The organism is Streptomyces taklimakanensis, from assembly GCF_009709575.1.
Classification (GTDB): Bacteria; Actinomycetota; Actinomycetes; order Streptomycetales; family Streptomycetaceae; genus Streptomyces; species Streptomyces taklimakanensis.
The window spans coordinates 2872587-2888746 of record NZ_WIXO01000001.1 but is presented as its reverse complement, the minus strand read 5'-3'; the positions used below and the strand labels follow the sequence as shown (position 1 = coordinate 2888746).

The 16160-nt window shown below is 72.9% G+C and carries 13 protein-coding genes; 9 read left to right on the top strand and 4 right to left on the bottom strand.

Annotation, left to right across the window (positions count from 1 at the left end; translation table 11 throughout):
• Positions 1-69: 69 nt before the first annotated feature.
• The 6 genes from F0L17_RS12580 to F0L17_RS12555 all read left to right on the top strand — a co-directional run bounded on the left by F0L17_RS12580 (position 70) and on the right by F0L17_RS12555 (position 6078).
• On the top strand, positions 70-879 hold the full coding sequence (locus F0L17_RS12580) for a nitrilase-related carbon-nitrogen hydrolase (RefSeq protein ID WP_162466118.1): 810 nt from the start codon (positions 70-72) through the stop codon (positions 877-879).
• A 76-nt stretch (positions 880-955) separates the two neighbouring features.
• On the top strand, positions 956-1249 hold the full coding sequence (locus tag F0L17_RS12575; protein WP_155071149.1) for a YiaA/YiaB family inner membrane protein: 294 nt from the start codon (positions 956-958) through the stop codon (positions 1247-1249).
• Positions 1250-1312: 63 nt separating this feature from the next.
• Complete coding sequence (locus F0L17_RS12570) at positions 1313-2359, top strand: endonuclease/exonuclease/phosphatase family protein (protein WP_162466117.1); 1047 nt, start codon at positions 1313-1315, stop codon at positions 2357-2359.
• A gap of 161 nt (positions 2360-2520) precedes the next feature.
• Positions 2521-3015 carry a DoxX family protein gene (locus F0L17_RS12565; RefSeq protein ID WP_155071147.1) on the top strand — a complete coding sequence of 165 codons (495 nt, stop codon included), beginning with the start codon at positions 2521-2523 and terminating at the stop codon, positions 3013-3015.
• Positions 3016-3028: 13 nt separating this feature from the next.
• Positions 3029-4915 carry an NHL domain-containing thioredoxin family protein gene (locus F0L17_RS12560; protein WP_155071146.1) on the top strand — a complete coding sequence of 629 codons (1887 nt, stop codon included), beginning with the start codon at positions 3029-3031 and terminating at the stop codon, positions 4913-4915.
• 296 nt (positions 4916-5211) lie between these two features.
• Positions 5212-6078, top strand: a complete 867-nt coding sequence (locus F0L17_RS12555) for an alpha/beta fold hydrolase (RefSeq protein WP_155071144.1) — start codon at positions 5212-5214, stop codon at positions 6076-6078.
• Between the two features lie 141 nt (positions 6079-6219).
• Here F0L17_RS12555 and F0L17_RS12550 read toward each other — a convergent pair whose 3' ends face one another.
• The 3 genes from F0L17_RS12550 to F0L17_RS12540 all read right to left on the bottom strand — a co-directional run bounded on the left by F0L17_RS12550 (position 6220) and on the right by F0L17_RS12540 (position 9900).
• Positions 6220-6450 (bottom strand): DUF6458 family protein, encoded by a 231-nt coding sequence (locus F0L17_RS12550; protein WP_155071143.1) that lies wholly within the window; start codon positions 6448-6450, stop codon positions 6220-6222.
• A gap of 199 nt (positions 6451-6649) precedes the next feature.
• On the bottom strand, positions 6650-7954 hold the full coding sequence (locus F0L17_RS12545) for a M18 family aminopeptidase (protein ID WP_155071142.1): 1305 nt from the start codon (positions 7952-7954) through the stop codon (positions 6650-6652).
• 119 nt (positions 7955-8073) lie between these two features.
• The gene (locus F0L17_RS12540; protein WP_155071141.1) at positions 8074-9900 is read right to left on the bottom strand and encodes an acyl-CoA dehydrogenase; all 1827 of its coding nucleotides are present in this window, start codon (positions 9898-9900) and stop codon (positions 8074-8076) included.
• A 213-nt stretch (positions 9901-10113) separates the two neighbouring features.
• Here F0L17_RS12540 and F0L17_RS12535 point away from each other — a divergent pair, with 213 nt between their 5' ends.
• Positions 10114-10647, top strand: coding sequence for an SseB family protein (locus F0L17_RS12535; protein WP_155071139.1), 534 nt, complete (start codon positions 10114-10116; stop codon positions 10645-10647).
• Positions 10648-10761: 114 nt separating this feature from the next.
• On the top strand, positions 10762-11718 hold the full coding sequence (locus F0L17_RS12530) for a pirin family protein (protein WP_155071138.1): 957 nt from the start codon (positions 10762-10764) through the stop codon (positions 11716-11718).
• Between the two features lie 49 nt (positions 11719-11767).
• On the opposite strand, the gene F0L17_RS12525 is transcribed toward F0L17_RS12530, so the two are convergent.
• Positions 11768-14086, bottom strand: a complete 2319-nt coding sequence (locus F0L17_RS12525; RefSeq protein WP_338018065.1) for an ATP-binding SpoIIE family protein phosphatase — start codon at positions 14084-14086, stop codon at positions 11768-11770.
• Between the two features lie 234 nt (positions 14087-14320).
• Here F0L17_RS12525 and aspS point away from each other — a divergent pair, with 234 nt between their 5' ends.
• Entirely contained in the window at positions 14321-16087 is a 1767-nt protein-coding gene (gene aspS / locus F0L17_RS12520) for an aspartate--tRNA ligase (protein WP_155073551.1), read from the top strand.
• Positions 16088-16160 lie beyond the last annotated feature (73 nt).

Below are 16160 nucleotides of genomic sequence, written 5' to 3'. Positions count from 1 at the left end.
TTTCGAGTGACGATCGTAGGCTGCTTGCCCACGGGTTTTGACCCCCGCGACCTCACGGACGGTGGTACGGTGCGCGCCTCCCTCATCCAGCTCGACGTCGATCCGGACGAACCGGTCGAAGCCCGGCGGGTGCGGGCGGCCGGGCTGGTGCGGGAGCAGTCCGGTTCCGACCTGGTCGTCCTCCCGGAGCTGTGGACGGTCGGGGCCTTCTCCTACGACTCCTTCGCCGCGGAGGCCGAGCCGCTCGACGGGCCCACGGCACGGATCATGTCCGAGGCGGCGCGCGACGCGCGCGTGTGGCTGCACGCCGGGTCCGTGGTCGAGCGTGCCCCGGGAGCGGGTGGGGACGGCACCCCCGACGACCGCCGCGACCTCTACAACACGGCCCTGTTCTTCTCCCCCGACGGCGAGTTGGTCCACGCGTACCGCAAGATCCACCGCTTCGGCTTCGACCGCGGCGAGGCCGCCCTGATGTCCGCGGGCGCCGAACCGGCCACCGTCCCGCTGCCCACCACCACCCTGGGCCTGGCCACCTGCTACGACCTGCGCTTCCCGGAGTTGTTCCGGGCCCTGACCGACGCCGGCGCCAAGACGCTGGTCGTCTGCGCGGGCTGGCCCGCCCGCCGCGCCGCCCACTGGAGCCTGCTGGCCCGCGCCCGCGCCGTGGAGAACCAGGCGTACGTCCTGGCCTGCGGCACCGCCGGCACCCACGCCGGCGTGCCCCAGGCGGGGCGCAGTGTGATCGTCGATCCGTGGGGCGAGACGCTGGCCGAGGCGGAGGACGCCGGGGAGCGGGTGGTCACCGCCGAGCTGGACCCGGCGTACGTGGACACGGTCCGCGCGGACTTCCCCGTCCTGCGGGACCGCGTGCTGCGCTGATCCGCACGCCGACCGGTGCTCTGCCCTGAGTAGCCGTACTCATGTGGTGGCCACGGCCCCGCGCCACGCTGTGGCCATGACCACACCACCGGTGCAGCGGCCCATGACGGCCGCGTTCTTCGTGCAGGCCGTCCTCTCCTTCGGCCTCTCCCTGCTGGCCGTGGCCCTCGGCGTCGCCTACCTGCCGTTGGGGCCGTGGGAGCGGGGCTTTCTGGCGCTGGGCGTGCTCTTCCTGGTCTCCTCCACCTTCACGCTGGCCAAGTGCGTGCGGGACCGGCAGGAGCTCCAGGAGGTGACCACCCGGGTGGACAAGGCCAGGATCGACAAGCTGATCACCGAGCACGACCCGTTCGACCCCAAGAACCTCTGACTCTCGTCGCCGCGTCATACTCACCGGCACCGTCCGCGGGGGGCGGGGACGGAGGGGGTACGCGTGGGACGGGTGTCGAGGGCACGGCGGGTGGTGCGGCGGCGGTGGGGAGCGGACGAGAGGGGCCGCACCCCCTGGACGCGGGGCCGGGTCACCGCCGCGTTCGCCGTGGCGGTCGCCGCCCTGATGGCCCTGCACTCCCACGTCCCCGGCGTCCTGGGGCTCGGCAGCCTGTGGGAGACCTTCCTGCCGTGGACGGGCCTGGCCGTCCCGGCGCTGTCGGTCGTGGCGCTGCTGCGCCGCTCGACCCTCGCCCTGGTGGCGCTGCTGCTGCCCGCGGTGGTCTGGCTGGGCCTCTTCCACCGGGCGGTGGTGCCGTGGGACCGGGGTCCGGTGGAGGAGGGGACCGGCGCCGCGGCGATCACGGTCGTCCAGCACAACGCCGGCGACGAGAACCGTGACCCCACCGGCACCGCACGGGCGGTGGCCGCGGCCGGACCCGACCTGGTCGCGCTGCAGGAGCTGCTCCCCGCCGCGCTGCCCGCCTACGACGCGGTCCTGGCCCCGGGCCACCCCCACCACGTGGTGGTGGGGTCCGTCGGTCTGTGGTCGAAGTACCCCCTGGTGGACAGCCGGCCGCTGGACATCCGGCCCGCGGGTTTCGGGACCGACTGGAACCGGGGACTGCGCACCACCGCGCGCACCCCGTACGGGGACGTCGCCGTGTACGTCGTCCACCTGCCCTCGGTCCGCGTCCGGCCGAGCGGCTTCGACACCGCCCGCCGGGACGAGAGCGCGGTCCTGTTGGGCGCGGAGCTCCGAGCGGAGGAGTCGCCCCGCGTGATCCTGCTGGGCGATCTCAACGGCACCCTGGACGACCGCGGGCTGGCGCCCGTCCTGAACCGGGTGGACTCCGCGGGGGAGGGCGTGACGGACGGCTTCGCCTTCAGCTGGCCGGTGTCCTTCCCCCTCGCCCGCATCGACCACGTCCTGGCTCGTGCGGGTGCCGTCACCCGGCTGTGGACCCTGCCGGCGACCGGGAGCGACCACCTCCCGGTCGCGGCCCGCGTCACGTTCCCGTCCGGGGCGGACCGGGGCGCCTCGGGGTAGGCGGTCCGGCCTCCGGGGCGGGGTGCGGGAACCCGCTCGCGAATGGTCTAGACATGTAATCGGCGCGTCGCTACGGTGCGTTAGGTCTAGACCAAGGCGCCCTGTGTCGCGCGTCGCACGCCCGTCCGTAAGGCTCGTCGGCCCCCACCCCAGGAGCACCCATGCGGAAGAACACCGACACGTCCCCCACCTCGCCCGCGCCGCTCGTGCCCCCCGTGCTCCCCGCCCGCCTGCCGGCGGAGGTCCGGGAGTACGTCACGGCGCTCTTCCGCGTCGTCATCGGCCTGCTCTTCGCCTGTCACGGCGTCGACACCCTGTTCGGCGTGCCCGGCGACCCGCGCGGCGGGGACGCCCCGGACGTCGGCCAGTGGCCGAGCTGGTGGGCGGCCGTCGTCCAGCTCGTCGGCGGGACGCTGGTGGCGGTCGGGTACGGCGCCCGGACCGCCGCCGTCCTCTGCTCGGGATCGATGGCCTACGCGTACTTCGTCGTCCACCAGCCCAGGGGGCTGCTCCCCATCGAGAACGGGGGCGAGGCGGCGGCGGTGTTCTGCTGGTCGTTCCTGCTGATCGCCGCCGTCGGGCCGGGGCGCTGGTCGCTGGAGGCCCTCCGCGCGGGGCGCGGGGAGGGCCGGGCGGGAGATCGTCCGCGGTCTTGACACACTGGAGGACATGAACGTTCCGCCCCCCGCCTCCGCCTCTGCCGCCCCGGCCCCCCGACGGGCCCGCGTCCGCGCCCCCGAGCTGATCGGCAAGGGCGGCTGGCTCAACACCGGCGACCGGGAGCCGACCCTCGCGGACCTCCGGGGCAGCATCGTGATCCTGGACTTCTGGACCTTCTGCTGCATCAACTGCCTGCACGTCCTGGACGAGCTGCGCGAGCTGGAGGAGAAGCACCGCGACACCGTGGTGGTGATCGGCGTCCACTCGCCGAAGTTCGTCCACGAGGCCGAGCACCGGGCCGTCGTCGACGCCGTCGAGCGCTACGGGGTGCACCACCCCGTCCTGGACGACCCCGAGCTGGCGACCTGGAAGCAGTACGCGGTGCGCGCCTGGCCCACGCTCGTCGTCATCGACCCGGAGGGCTACGTCGTCGCCCAGCACGCGGGCGAGGGGCACGTCCACGCCATCGAGAAGCTGGTGGCGGAGCTGGAGGCCGAGCACGCCGCCAAGGGCACCCTGCGGCGCGGTGACGGTCCCTACGTGCCGCCGGAGCCGGAGCCGACCGACCTGCGCTTCCCCGGCAAGGCGATCGTCCTGCCCTCGGGCAACCTCCTGGTCAGCGACACCACCCGGCACCAGTTGGTGGAGCTGGAACCGGACGGGGAGACCGTCGTGCGGCGCGTCGGCGACGGGGAGCGCGGGCTGGTCGACGGTCCGGCGGAGCGGGCGCGGTTCGGCGAGCCGCAGGGCCTGGCGACGCTGCCCGACGGAACGGTGGCGGTGGCCGACACCGTCAACCACGCGCTGCGGGCCTGGGACCCGGCCACCGGTGAGGTCACCACGCTCGCCGGGACCGGCCGCCAGTGGTGGCAGGGCTCGCCCTCCGCGGGCCCGGCGCGCGAGGTGGACCTCTCCTCGCCGTGGGACGTGGCCTGGTGGGAGGGGCGGCTCTGGGTCGCGATGGCCGGGGTCCACCAGCTGTGGGCGTACGACCCCCGGACGGGCACGGTGGCCGTCGCGGCGGGCACCACCAACGAGGGGCTGGTCGACGGTCCGGCGGAGCGGGCGTGGTTCGCGCAGCCCTCCGGGCTCGCGGCGGCCGGGGAGCGGCTGTGGGTGGCCGACTCCGAGACGTCCGCCCTGCGGTGGGTCGAGCGCGCCGGCGACGGCTCCGGGGACGGCACCGGGTTCGTCGTCCGCACGGCCGTCGGCACCGGTCTGTTCGACTTCGGCCACCGCGACGGCACCGCCGACCGGGCACTGCTCCAGCACCCGCTGGGCGTCACCGCCCTGCCCGACGGCTCGGTGGCGGTGTGCGACACCTACAACCACGCCCTGCGCCGCTACGACCCGGCCACGAACGAGGTCACCACCCTCGCCACGGACCTGCGCGAGCCGTCCGACGCCGTGCTCCCCGGGGACGGCTCCGACGACATCGTGGTGGTGGAGTCCGCCCGCCACCGGCTGACCCGGCTGCGGCTGCCGGAGGAGGCCGTGCGCGTCGAGGCGGTCGCCCACCGCACGCGGCGCGAGGCCACCGAGGTGGCGCCGGGCAGGCTCCGGCTGGACGTGGTCTTCCAGGCCCCGCCCGGACAGAAGCTGGACGAGCGCTACGGACCCTCCACCCGGCTGCTGGTCGACGCCACCCCGCCGGAGCTGCTGGCGGACGGCGCCGGCCAGGGCACGGACCTGACGCGGGAGGTGACCCTCGCCGACGGCGTCACCGAGGGCGTGCTGCACGTCTCGGCGATGGCTGCCTCCTGTGACGACGACCCGGCCACGGAGTACCCGGCCTGCCACGTCCACCAGCAGGACTGGGGCGTTCCGGTGCGCGTCACCCGGGACGGGGCCTCCCGGCTGCCGCTGGTGCTGGCGGGGATGGACGACCGGGCGTAGCGCCCGCGGTGCGGGGCGGCGCCTGTCCGGTCCGGCGGTGATCTCCTCCGCCGGACCGGGGGCGGGCTTCCCGCCCGCCGGAAAACACCTGGTGACGGCGGTCTTCCGGCCAGTAGGGTGCCCGGTCGGAGACCGGGCGCCCCACCGCGTCACCCGTCGATCGGAACTCCGCGCTCGGGCACGTGGTGCCCACCGCGCACGATCGCTTTCCCGCGGTGGATGGTGCGCGGGACGACGGCCCGCTCTCCGGACGCGCGTACCGCCGACGCCACACGGACCGGAAAGCGAGCAGACCCATGCGACCGACGTTCGTACTGGTGCACGGAGCCTTCGCGAACTCCTTCTCCTTCGCGCCGCTCCAGGCCGAACTCGCCCTCCTCGGGCACCGGTCGGCCGCCGTCGACCTCCCGGGCCACGGATTCGGGGCCACCTACCCGCGCGCCTACCAGGCACCGCAGGACCTCGACGGGCTCGCCGCCGCGCCCGGCTCGATCAGGGGCGTCACGCTCGCCGACAACGTCGCGCACCTGATCGGGGTCCTGGAACGGGCCGGGGAGAACGGGCCGGTGATCCTCGTCGCCCACAGCCGCGGCGGCGTCACGGCCACGGCCGCGGCCAACGCGCGGCCGGACCTGATCGACCGCCTCGTCTACGTCGCGGCCTGGTGCCCGGTCGCCCTCGACGTGGGCGACTACTACGCCGAGCCGGAGATGGCCGAGGTGGACACCGCCTCCCTGGGCCCGGCGATGGTCGGGAACCCCGCCGAACTCGGCCTGCTGCGCGTGAACTTCCGCACCGCGGACCCGGACGCCCTCGCCGCGCTGAAGGCGGCCTTCCTCGCCGACGGCACCGACGACGAGTTCCTGGCGTTCCTGGGCACCTTCCAGCCCGACGAGGGTCTGGACGCCGGTACCTGTGCCGATCGGGCGCAGGCCGCGACCTGGGGTCGTGTCCCGAGGACCTTCGTGCGGCTGGCCGACGACGCGAGCATGCCGCTCGCCCTGCAGGACCGGTTGATCCGCGAGGGCGACGCGCTGACGCCGGACAACCCGTACGACGTCCGCACCCTGGCGGGCAGCCACCTGAAGTGGCTGGTCGATCCGGTGCCGGCGGCCCGGCTCCTCGGTGAACTCGCCGCGCTCACGGCCCGGTCCGCCGGCTGAGCCGTCCGGCCGAAGACGCGGCGCGGCCCGGTCCGGCGTTCCCGGACCGGGCCGCGCGGACGCTCTTCCGCCGACGTTCCCGCCGATGTCCCCGTCGGCCTCCCGACCTCCCGGCCTCCCCGCCGACGCCGCCGCGCGCCGTCAGGCACGCCACTGGTGGCGGTGGTTCTCCTCGACGACCGGTGCGGCCGGGCTCGGGGGCTGCACACGGCGGCGCTTGAAGATGCTCACGTACGACGCCAGCCCGATGAAGCCGACCGCCATCAGGATCAGGCCGATCACATCGAGGTTGACCCCGGAGATGTCCCAACTGACCCCGAAGGTCAGGATCGCGCCCACCGCGATCAGTACGATGGTCAGTGCCATGCCCATGAATAACCGCCTCCGTCCGGCTGGTTGAGGGCTCGTTCAACCAACCGCCTACCCCCGGCTCCCCCGCACATGCGGCTCGTGACCGCGGGGGTCGCGGGCACGGGCCGCGCGGGGGGCCGGGTGGAGGGGCGGACGGGCCGGCCGACGGGCTCGCCGGGCGGCGTCCTTGACGGGCCGTCGGGGCGGAAACCCGGGCGTCTCACCCCTCCAGAAAGGCCGTCAGGGCGTTCGCCAGCAGGAACGGGTCGTCGGCGCCGCACAGTTCGCGGGCGGAGTGCATCGACAGGATCGCCACGCCGATGTCCACCGTGGCGATGCCGTGCCGCGCCGCGGTGATGGGGCCGATCGTCGTTCCGCAGGGCACCGCGTTGTTGGAGACGAACGTCTGCCACGGCACCCCGGCCCGCTCGCAGGCCGTCGCGAAGACCGCGCGGCCGGTGCCGTCGGTGGCGTACCGCTGGTTGACGTTGACCTTGAGGATCGGTCCGCCGTTGGGCAGCGGGTGGTGGCCCGGCTCGTGCCGCTCGGAGTAGTTGGGGTGGACGGCGTGGCCGGTGTCCGACGACAGGCAGACCGTCCCGGCGTACGCGCGGGCGCGGTCCTCGTGGCCGCCGCCGCGCGCGAGGACGGAGCGCTCCAGCACGTTGCCCAGCAGCGGGCCGTCGGCGCCGGTGTCGGACTGGCTGCCGTTCTCCTCGTGGTCGAAGGCGGCCAGCACCGGCACGTGGGGCAGTTCGCCGCCCCGCTCCCGGTCGTGTTCGGCCGCGGCGACGAGCGCGGCCACGCCCGCGTGGACGGAGAGCAGGTTGTCCATGCGTGGTCCGGCCAGCAGTTCGCGGTCGCGGCCGAGGTAGGCGGGCGGCTCGACGCTGTGGACCATCAGGTCCCAGCCGATGACGTCGGAGGCGGTCAGTCCGGCCTCGCCCGCGAGGAAGTCGACGAGGTCGCCCTCGCGCGGTTCGCCCAGGCCCCAGATCGGCGTCATGTGGCGCTGACGGTCCAGCTTGAGGCCGTCGTTGGCCTGCCGGTCCAGGTGGATGGCGAGCTGCGGGACGCGCAGCAGCGGCCGGTCGACGTTGACCAGACGGGTGGAGCCGTCGCGCAGTGCCAGCCGTCCGGCCAGTCCCAGGTCGCGGTCGAGCCAGGTGTTGAGCAGGGTGCCGCCGTAGATCTCCACGGCGACCTGCCGCCAGCCGGACGCGCCGGTGTCGGGGAGGGGCTTGACGCGCAGGTTGGGGGAGTCGGTGTGGGCGCCGACGATCCGGAAGGGGGTGGCCGCACCGGCGCTCTCCGGCACGTACCAGGCGATGATCGCGCCACCGCGCAGCACGTACCGACCGCCGCTGCCGCCCTCCCAGACGTCTGTTTCCGACAGCCGGCGGAAGCCCGCCTTCTCCAGCCGTTCCGCGGCGTTCGCGACCGCGTGGTAGGGGGTCGGGGACGAGCGGAGGAAGGACGCCAGGTCGTCGGTGTGGCCACGGTCGAAGCGGCTGGGGTTGCTCATGTGTCCAGCATACGAACGCGAGGGGGCCCCGCTCCCCCCTGACCTGGGAACGGGGCCCCTGACCCGTGGTGCGCGCGTCCCGCCCCCGGCGGCTCGGACGCGTCCGCCGGAGGCGTCCGTCAGAACGCGGCCTCGTCCAGCTCCATCACGGAGAGGTCGGTGGCCTCGGCGATCCGGCGCTGCGTCCCGACGTCCGGCAGGATGTTCGCCGCGAAGAACTTCGCGGCGGCGATCTTGCCCTCGTAGAAGGACTTGTCCTTGGCGGCGGCGCCCGGCAGCTTGTCGGCGGCCACGGCCGCGCCCTTCAGCAGCAGGTAGCCGACGACGACGTCACCGGAGGCCATCAGCAGGCGGGTGGTGTTCAGGCCGACCTTGTAGATGGACTTGACGTCCTTCTCGGTGGCGGCCAGGTCGGTCAGCATGGTGCCGACGATGGCCTCCAGGTCGCCCGCGGCCTTGGCGAGCTGCTCGCGGGCCTCGGCCAGTTCCTCGCCTCCGGCGGCCTCGGCCAGGAACTTCTTGATCTCCTCGGACAGGGCGGTCATCGCCTGGCCCTGGTCGCGGACGATCTTGCGGAAGAAGTAGTCCTGGCCCTGGATCGCCGTGGTGCCCTCGTAGAGGGTGTCGATCTTGGCGTCCCGGATGTACTGCTCGACCGGGTACTCCTGGAGGTAGCCGGAGCCGCCGAAGGTCTGCAGCGACTGGGCGAGCTGCTCGTAGGACTTCTCCGAGCCGTAGCCCTTGACGATCGGCAGCAGCAGGTCGTTCAGGCGCTTGGCGGCGGAGGCGTCCTCGCCGTTGGCCTCCTTGACCTGTACCTCGTCCTGGACGGCGGCGGTGTAGAGCACCAGGGAGCGCATGCCCTCGGCGTACGCCTTCTGCGTCATCAGCGAGCGGCGCACGTCGGGGTGGTGGGTGATGGTGACGCGCGGGGCGGTCTTGTCCGTGAACCGGGCCAGGTCGGCGCCCTGGACGCGCTCCTTGGCGTACTCCAGGGCGTTGAGGTAGCCGGTGGACAGGGTGGCGATGGCCTTCGTGCCGACCATCATCCGCGCGAACTCGATGATCTTGAACATCTGGCGGATGCCGTCGTGCTTCTCGCCCAGCAGCCAGCCCTTGGCGGGGCGGTTGGCGCCGAAGGTCATCTCGCAGGTGTTGGAGACGCGCAGGCCCATCTTGTGCTCGACGTTGGTGGCGTAGACGCCGTTGCGCTCGCCGAGCTCACCGGTGGACCAGTCGAAGTCGTACTTGGGGACGATGAACAGGGACAGGCCCTTGGTGCCCGGGCCGTGGCCCTCGGGGCGGGCGAGGACGAAGTGGACGATGTTCTCGGACATGTCGTGCTCGCCCGAGGTGATGAAGCGCTTGACGCCCTCGATGTGCCAGGAGCCGTCCTCCTGCCGGATCGCCTTGGTGCGGCCGGCGCCCACGTCGGAGCCCGCGTCCGGCTCGGTCAGCACCATGGTGGAGCCCCACTGCCGGTCCACCATCAGCTGGGCGATCTTGTGCTGCTCCTCGGTGCCCTCCTCGTGCAGGACGCCCGCGAAGGCCGGGCCGGAGGCGTACATCCACACGGCCGGGTTGGAGCCCAGGATGGTCTCGGCGAAGGCCCACAGCAGGGAGCGCGGGGCGTTGGTGCCGCCGATGGCCTCCGGGATGCCCAGGCGCCACCACTCGGCGTCCATGTAGGCCTGGTAGCTCCGCTTGAAGGACTCCGGGACCGGCGCGGTGTTGGTCTCCGGGTCGAACACCGGCGGGTTGCGGTCGGCGTCCTCGAAGGAGGCGGCCAGCTCGTTCTCGGACAGGCGGGCGACCTCGGACAGGACGCTCTTGGCGGTCTCGACGTCCATCTCCGCGAACGGGCCGGTGCCGTACACCGTGTCGCGGCCGAGCACCTCGAAGAGGTTGAACTCGATGTCGCGGAGATTCGACTTGTAGTGCCCCATGGCGACGGCTCCGTAGTGGATAGGGAGGAGAGTCCTCGCATACGCGTACCGGAAAGTAGCTCTCATCATGCTACCCGTCGGTAATAAGAATCAACCCCGATCCGCCCGACTGTGACGGAGCCCCCAGGTCCTTCGGGGCGCGTCCGCTCCGGAGGGCCCCCGCGGGCCCGTTCGCGGGACGCGGCCCGCCCCCAACTCGGTAGGCTTGCCCCCATGTACGGCTACGACCAGACCGGGAACGCGGGGCAGCACGCCGGTCACGGCGGTCATGCGGGGCACCCCGGACACGGGGCCCACGGCGGGCACGCGGGACAGCAGCACTACGCCTCCCAGCCGCCGCCCGGTTACGGCCGGCAGCAGCAGCACCAGCAGCACTACCCGGAGCCGTCGCCGCCGTCCCTGGCCGAGGCCGTGCGCGCCTTCACCACCGGGGTGATGACCCCCGAGGACTTCCAGGCGATCTTCGCCACCTCGAAGGTGTACTGCCCGCGCGGTGACACCCCGGGGTTCCTGGCGCTGCACAACACCCAGCAGCCGGTGATCCCGATGTTCACCACGCTCAAGGAGCTGCGCGCGTACGCGGGCAAGGAGTCCAAGTACTTCGTGATCACCGGTGCCGAGGTGCTCGACCTGCTGCCGTCGGGCTACGGCTTCGTGCTGGACATGGAGGGCGACCACCGGATCGTCTTCGACGCCAAGGCGGTGGAGGAGATGGTCGACTTCGCGATGCGCCGGATGTACGGCTGAGGCGGCCGGGGCGGCGCGGGCGCGGGACGGGCCGCCGTCCGGTCGGCTCGCCCTGGATTTATGTTGAACGTTGAAATACTCTGGGTTCTCCACGCTGTCCCGAGGAGGCCCTCCTTGCCCGCCATCACCGCCGAGAACCCACTCGCGCTCCCCCGCGTCGACGTCCCCGCCGAGCGGGCCGCGGCCCGGCCCGTCCTGACGGTGACCACCGCCCCCAAGGGCTTCGAGGGCGAGGGCTTCCCCGTCCGCCGCGCCTTCGCGGGCATCGACCACCGCCACCTCGACCCGTTCATCATGATGGACCAGATGGGTGAGGTGGAGTACGCGCCCGGCGAGCCGAAGGGGACGCCCTGGCACCCGCACCGCGGCTTCGAGACCGTCACCTACCTGATCGACGGCTCATTCGTCCACCGGGACTCCGCGGGGGGCGGCGGCGTCATCAACGACGGCGACACCCAGTGGATGACCGCCGGGAGCGGCCTGCTGCACATCGAGGCGCCCCCGGAGGAGCTGGTCGTCAGCGGCGGCCTCTTCCACGGGCTCCAGCTGTGGGTGAACCTCCCGGCCAAGGACAAGATGAGCCCCCCGCGCTACCAGGACATCGGCGGTGGGCAGGTGAAGCTGCTCGCCTCCGCCGACGGCGGCGCGCTGCTGCGGCTGATCGCCGGCGACCTGGCGGGCCACCGGGGTCCGGGCGTCACCCACACCCCGATCACCATGATCCACGCGACGGTCGGCCCCGGGGCCGAGCTCACCCTCCCCTGGCGCGAGGACTTCAACGCCCTCGCCTACGTGCTCGCGGGTCGGGGGACGGTGGGCACCGACCGCCGGCCGATCGAGCTGGGCCAGGCGGCGGTCTACGGCCCCGGCTCCTCGCTGACCGTCCGCGCGGACGCGAGGCAGGACTCCCACACCCCGGACCTGGAGGTCGTCCTGTTGGGCGGGCGTCCCATCCGCGAGCCGGTGGCCCACTACGGTCCGTTCGTGATGAACAGCCACGCCGAGCTGGTGCAGGCGTTCGAGGACTTCAAGGCGGGGCGGTTGGGGCGCGTCCCGGCCGACCGTCTGTGAGGTCCGCCCCGACCGGCCGGAGACCGGCCGGAACCGCCCGCTCTCGGCCTCAGTCGCCGCCCGCGGGCCGTTCCGGTCCGGTCGTCCGGCCCGACCCGGCGCTCTCGCGGAGCTCGAACCAGATGCTCTTCCCCACCCCCCTGGGCGCCACCCCCCAGGAGTCCGCCAGCATCTCCAGCAGCAGCAGTCCCCGACCGCGTGAGGCCAGCTCGCCGGGCTCGCGCCGGTGGGGCAGCTCGTCGCTGGGGTCGGCGACCTCCACCCGCAGCCGGCGCGAGCCGCGCTCCCCGGACAGCTCGGCGACCAGCGAGGCGTCCCCCTCGGTGTGCACCAGGACGTTGGTCAGCACCTCCGACAGCAGCAGCACGGCGCCCTCCGCCTGGTCGTCGGACGCCCAGTCGTACAGCAGCTCGCGCAGTTGGTGGCGGGCCGTGGCGATCCGGGCCGGCTCCGTCTGGGCGACGGACAGGACCAGGCGGCGGACCGTCGGCCGCCGGGGCGACGGGCCCTCGGTGCCCCGGCTCAGGAGCAGCAGCGCGATGTCGTCCTCGCGGCCTCCCGTGTGCGGTTCGTCCCCGGCGCCGGTGCCGGTGACGTGGCGCGTGGGAGGGCCGTTCATGGTGTCGATGAGCCCGTCGGCGAGGTCCTCCAGCGAGGTGCAGGGGTGCTCGGCCAGGGCCTTCCGGAGCCGCGCCCACCCGGTGTCGTAGCTCAGGCCGCTCGTCTCCACCAATCCGTCGGTGCACATCAGGAGCGTCTCGCCCCGGTTCAGCACCGTTCGGGTGATCGGGTAGTCCGACTCCGACTCCACTCCCAGCGGCGGTCCGGCCGGGGTGGCCAGGGTCAGCACGGTGCCGTCGGCCAGGCGGACGACCGGGTCGGGGTGCCCGGCGCGGGCGATGTCGAGGGTGCCCGTGGCCGGGTCGGTCTCCACGTACAGGCAGGTGGCGAAGCGGTGGTCGTCCAGCGGGGGCGCGTCGCTCCCGCCGGTGTCGGACTCGGGCAGCTCGTCGGAGTCCAGCCCGGCCAGGAAGCGGTTGGCCCGGGAGAGCACGGCGTCGGGTCGGTGCCCCTCCGCGGCGTAGGCGCGCAGCGCGATCCGCAGCTGCGCCATGATCCCCGCGGCCCGCACGTCGTGCCCCTGCACGTCGCCGATGACCAGCGCGGTGCGGCCGGACGGCAGCCGGATCACGTCGTACCAGTCGCCGCCGACCTGGAGCCCGCTGCCGGCCGGCAGGTAGCGGCCGGCGATCGTCATGCCCGGCACCCGGGTCCGGCGGGCGGGGCGCATGACGCGCTGGAGGCTGTCGGACAGCTCCCGCCGGGACTCCTGGACGTACACCCGCGACAGCGCCTGGGCGAGCATCCGGGCCACCGTGACCAGCAGGTACCGGTGGTCCGGGGAGAAGGTCGTCGGCTCCCGGAAGGCGATCAGCCAGGAGCCGATCGTCCGTCCGCCCACGATCAGCGGCAGGTACGCCCAGGAGCGGTGCTCGTAGTGCCTGACCAGCGACCAGGCGGCGGGGAAGCGGCGACGGTACTCGTCGGGCGAGGACAGGTAGACGGCCCGGCCGGTGTGGACCACGGTGCTGCCGGGGTAGTCGCTGTCCAGCGTCATCTCGGCGAACGGCCGCCGGTCGAGTTCGCGCGGCCCGTAGACGCCGATCGGCGCCAGCCGGTCGCCCCGCACCCCGTAGACGACCATGGCGGCGGGGGAGAGGTCGGGCAGCGACAGCTCGGCCGCCACCCGCAGCACGTCCCGGGTGGTGTGGGACTCGGCCAGCGAACGCCCGAGGTCCGTCAGGAACGCCTCGCGGGAACGTCGCCACTCGTCGGTGACGGGTGCCTGCCAGGTCGGGGAGCGCACGGCGGGGGTGCCGCCCGACGGCTCGGGGGCGGAGCCCGCCGGGCCCGCCGGGTCCGCCGGCTCGTGCTCCTCCAGCAGGGCCCCGGCGGGGACCTCCTGGGGCGCCCGGCCGGAGGCGGCGGGCCGGGACGTCTCGACGATCAGCCCGTGGAGCACGAAGTTCGTCGGGGTCGGGTCGGTGCCGGTCGGGTCGACGGGGCCCTGTCCGACCAGGGCCATGCGGTTGCGCACGATCCGCAGCACGGTGCCGTCCTCCGAGACCACCCGCAGCAGTGCCTCGGCGATGGTGCCCTCGGTGAGGGCGAGGGCGGCGATGTTGGCCAGTTCGGCGTAGTCGAGCGAGTGGTAGTGGCGGCGCAGTTCGGCCTCGGTGAGGGCGGTCTCCTCCGGGGGGAGGCCGAGGAGCCGGGCCGCGGTGGCGTCCAGCGTGATGAGGCCGGCGGTGCTGTCCCACCGCCAGAGCCCGACTCCGTTGATCGACAAAATGTCCTCGATACGCACTTTTACACTCTATGTGCGCGTGTTCGGAGGGCAACCAGCGGAAGAGGCTCGGGCGGTAGTCTGTGAGGCGTGCGTGCCCGCCCCGAGAGCGGCCCCGGACGGCCCGGTGCGGTTTCCGGCGCGGCTCCGACGCAAGCCCGGACCGGCGCCCGGACGGATGTGCCGACGGACGTGCTGCCGGAGCGCCGACAGGCGGCCCGACGAGACCCGACAACCTGACGACTTGGACGAATGATGCATCGGTACCGGTCCCACACCTGCGGCGAGCTCCGTGCCGCGGACATCGACACGGATGTCCGCCTCTCCGGCTGGCTGCACAATCGGCGGAACCTGGGCGGCATCCTCTTCATCGATCTGCGGGACCACTACGGGATCGTCCAGCTCGTCGTCCGCCCGGACACCGCCCCCTACGAGGCGCTGAGCTCGATCACCAAGGAGTCCGTCGTCCGCGTCGACGGCCGGGTCGTCGCGCGCGGCGAGGAGAACGTCAACCCCGAGCTGCCCACCGGCGAGGTCGAGGTCGAGGTCGCCGAGGTCGAGGTGCTGGGCGGCGCCGACCCGCTGCCGTTCACCATCAACACCGAGGACGGCGTCAACGAGGAGCGGCGCCTGGAGTACCGCTTCCTCGACCTGCGCAAGGAGCGCATGCACCGCAACATCATGCTGCGCTCGGCCGTCATCGCGGCCATCCGGCAGAAGATGACCGCGCTCGGCTTCAACGAGATGGCCACCCCGATCCTGTCGGCCACCTCCCCCGAGGGCGCCCGCGACTTCCTGGTGCCCTCCCGGCTGCACGCGGGGAAGTTCTACGCCCTGCCGCAGGCCCCGCAGCAGTTCAAGCAGCTGCTGATGATCGCCGGCTTCGACCGCTACTTCCAGATCGCGCCCTGCTTCCGCGACGAGGACGCCCGCGCCGACCGTTCGCCGGGCGAGTTCTACCAGCTCGACGTCGAGATGAGCTTCGTCGAGCAGGAGGACGTCTTCGGCGTCATCGAGAAGGTGATGACCGAGCTGTTCGAGGAGTTCGGCGGCGGCCGGCACGTCACCTCCCCCTTCCCGCGCATCCCGTTCCGCGAGGCGATGCTCAAGTACGGCAGCGACAAGCCGGACCTGCGCGTTCCGCTGGAACTGGTCGACGTCTCCGACGTCTTCGCCGGTTCCGGTTTCAAGGCGTTCGCCGACCGGCACGTCCGCGCCCTGGCCGTGCCCGACACCGCCGACCAGCCGCGCAAGTTCTTCGACCAGATGGGCGAGTTCGCCGTGGAGCAGGGCGCCAAGGGCCTGGCCTGGGTGCGCGTCGGCGACGAGGGCAAGCTCACCGGCCCGATCGCCAAGTTCCTCACCGAGGAGAACGTCTCCGCGCTGCTGTCCCGGCTGGACGCCAAGCCGGGCACGGCGGTCTTCTTCGGCGCGGGCGAGTTCGACGAGGTCTCCAAGATCATGGGCGCGGTCCGGGTCGAGGCCGGCCGCCGCACCGGCCAGTTCGAGGAGAACGTCTTCCGCTTCTGCTGGATCGTCGACTTCCCGATGTTCGAGAAGAACGAGGACACCGGGCAGATCGAGTTCTCCCACAACCCGTTCTCCATGCCGCAGGGCGGTCTGGAGGCGCTGGAGACCAAGGACCCGCTGGACATTCTGGCCTGGCAGTACGACATCGTCTGCAACGGTGTCGAGCTCTCCTCGGGCGCGATCCGGAACCACGAGCCGGAGATCATGTACAAGGCCTTCGAGATCGCCGGCTACGGCCGCGAGGAGGTCGAGCACGAGTTCGGCGGCATGCTCCGCGCCTTCCACTTCGGCGCCCCGCCGCACGGTGGCATCGCCCCGGGCGTGGACCGCATCGTGATGCTGCTGGCCGACGAGCCCAACATCCGCGAGACGATCGCCTTCCCGCTCAACGGCAACGCCCAGGATCTGCTGATGGGCGCCCCGAGCGAGGTCGACGAGGCCCGTCTGAAGGAGCTGCACCTCTCGGTGCGCAAGCCTCCGCAGGCCAAGTAGTCCGCGGTGCCGCCCGAGGCGGTGGCACCCGTCGGGTGGGGCCCCGGTGCCGTCCGTGGGGACGGTGCCGGGG

What these genes read in the sequence shown, in the direction of transcription:
- F0L17_RS12575 (WP_155071149.1), top strand. Translation starts at nt 956, where the DNA reads ATGACCACACCACCGGTGCAGCGGCCCATGACGGCCGCGTTCTTCGTG.
- F0L17_RS12565 (WP_155071147.1), top strand. Translation starts at nt 2,521, where the DNA reads ATGCGGAAGAACACCGACACGTCCCCCACCTCGCCCGCGCCGCTCGTG.
- F0L17_RS12560 (WP_155071146.1), top strand. Translation starts at nt 3,029, where the DNA reads ATGAACGTTCCGCCCCCCGCCTCCGCCTCTGCCGCCCCGGCCCCCCGA.
- F0L17_RS12555 (WP_155071144.1), top strand. Translation starts at nt 5,212, where the DNA reads ATGCGACCGACGTTCGTACTGGTGCACGGAGCCTTCGCGAACTCCTTC.
- F0L17_RS12550 (WP_155071143.1), bottom strand. Translation starts at nt 6,450, where the DNA reads ATGGGCATGGCACTGACCATCGTACTGATCGCGGTGGGCGCGATCCTG.
- F0L17_RS12545 (WP_155071142.1), bottom strand. Translation starts at nt 7,954, where the DNA reads ATGAGCAACCCCAGCCGCTTCGACCGTGGCCACACCGACGACCTGGCG.
- F0L17_RS12540 (WP_155071141.1), bottom strand. Translation starts at nt 9,900, where the DNA reads ATGGGGCACTACAAGTCGAATCTCCGCGACATCGAGTTCAACCTCTTC.
- F0L17_RS12535 (WP_155071139.1), top strand. Translation starts at nt 10,114, where the DNA reads ATGTACGGCTACGACCAGACCGGGAACGCGGGGCAGCACGCCGGTCAC.
- aspS (WP_155073551.1), top strand. Translation starts at nt 14,321, where the DNA reads ATGCATCGGTACCGGTCCCACACCTGCGGCGAGCTCCGTGCCGCGGAC.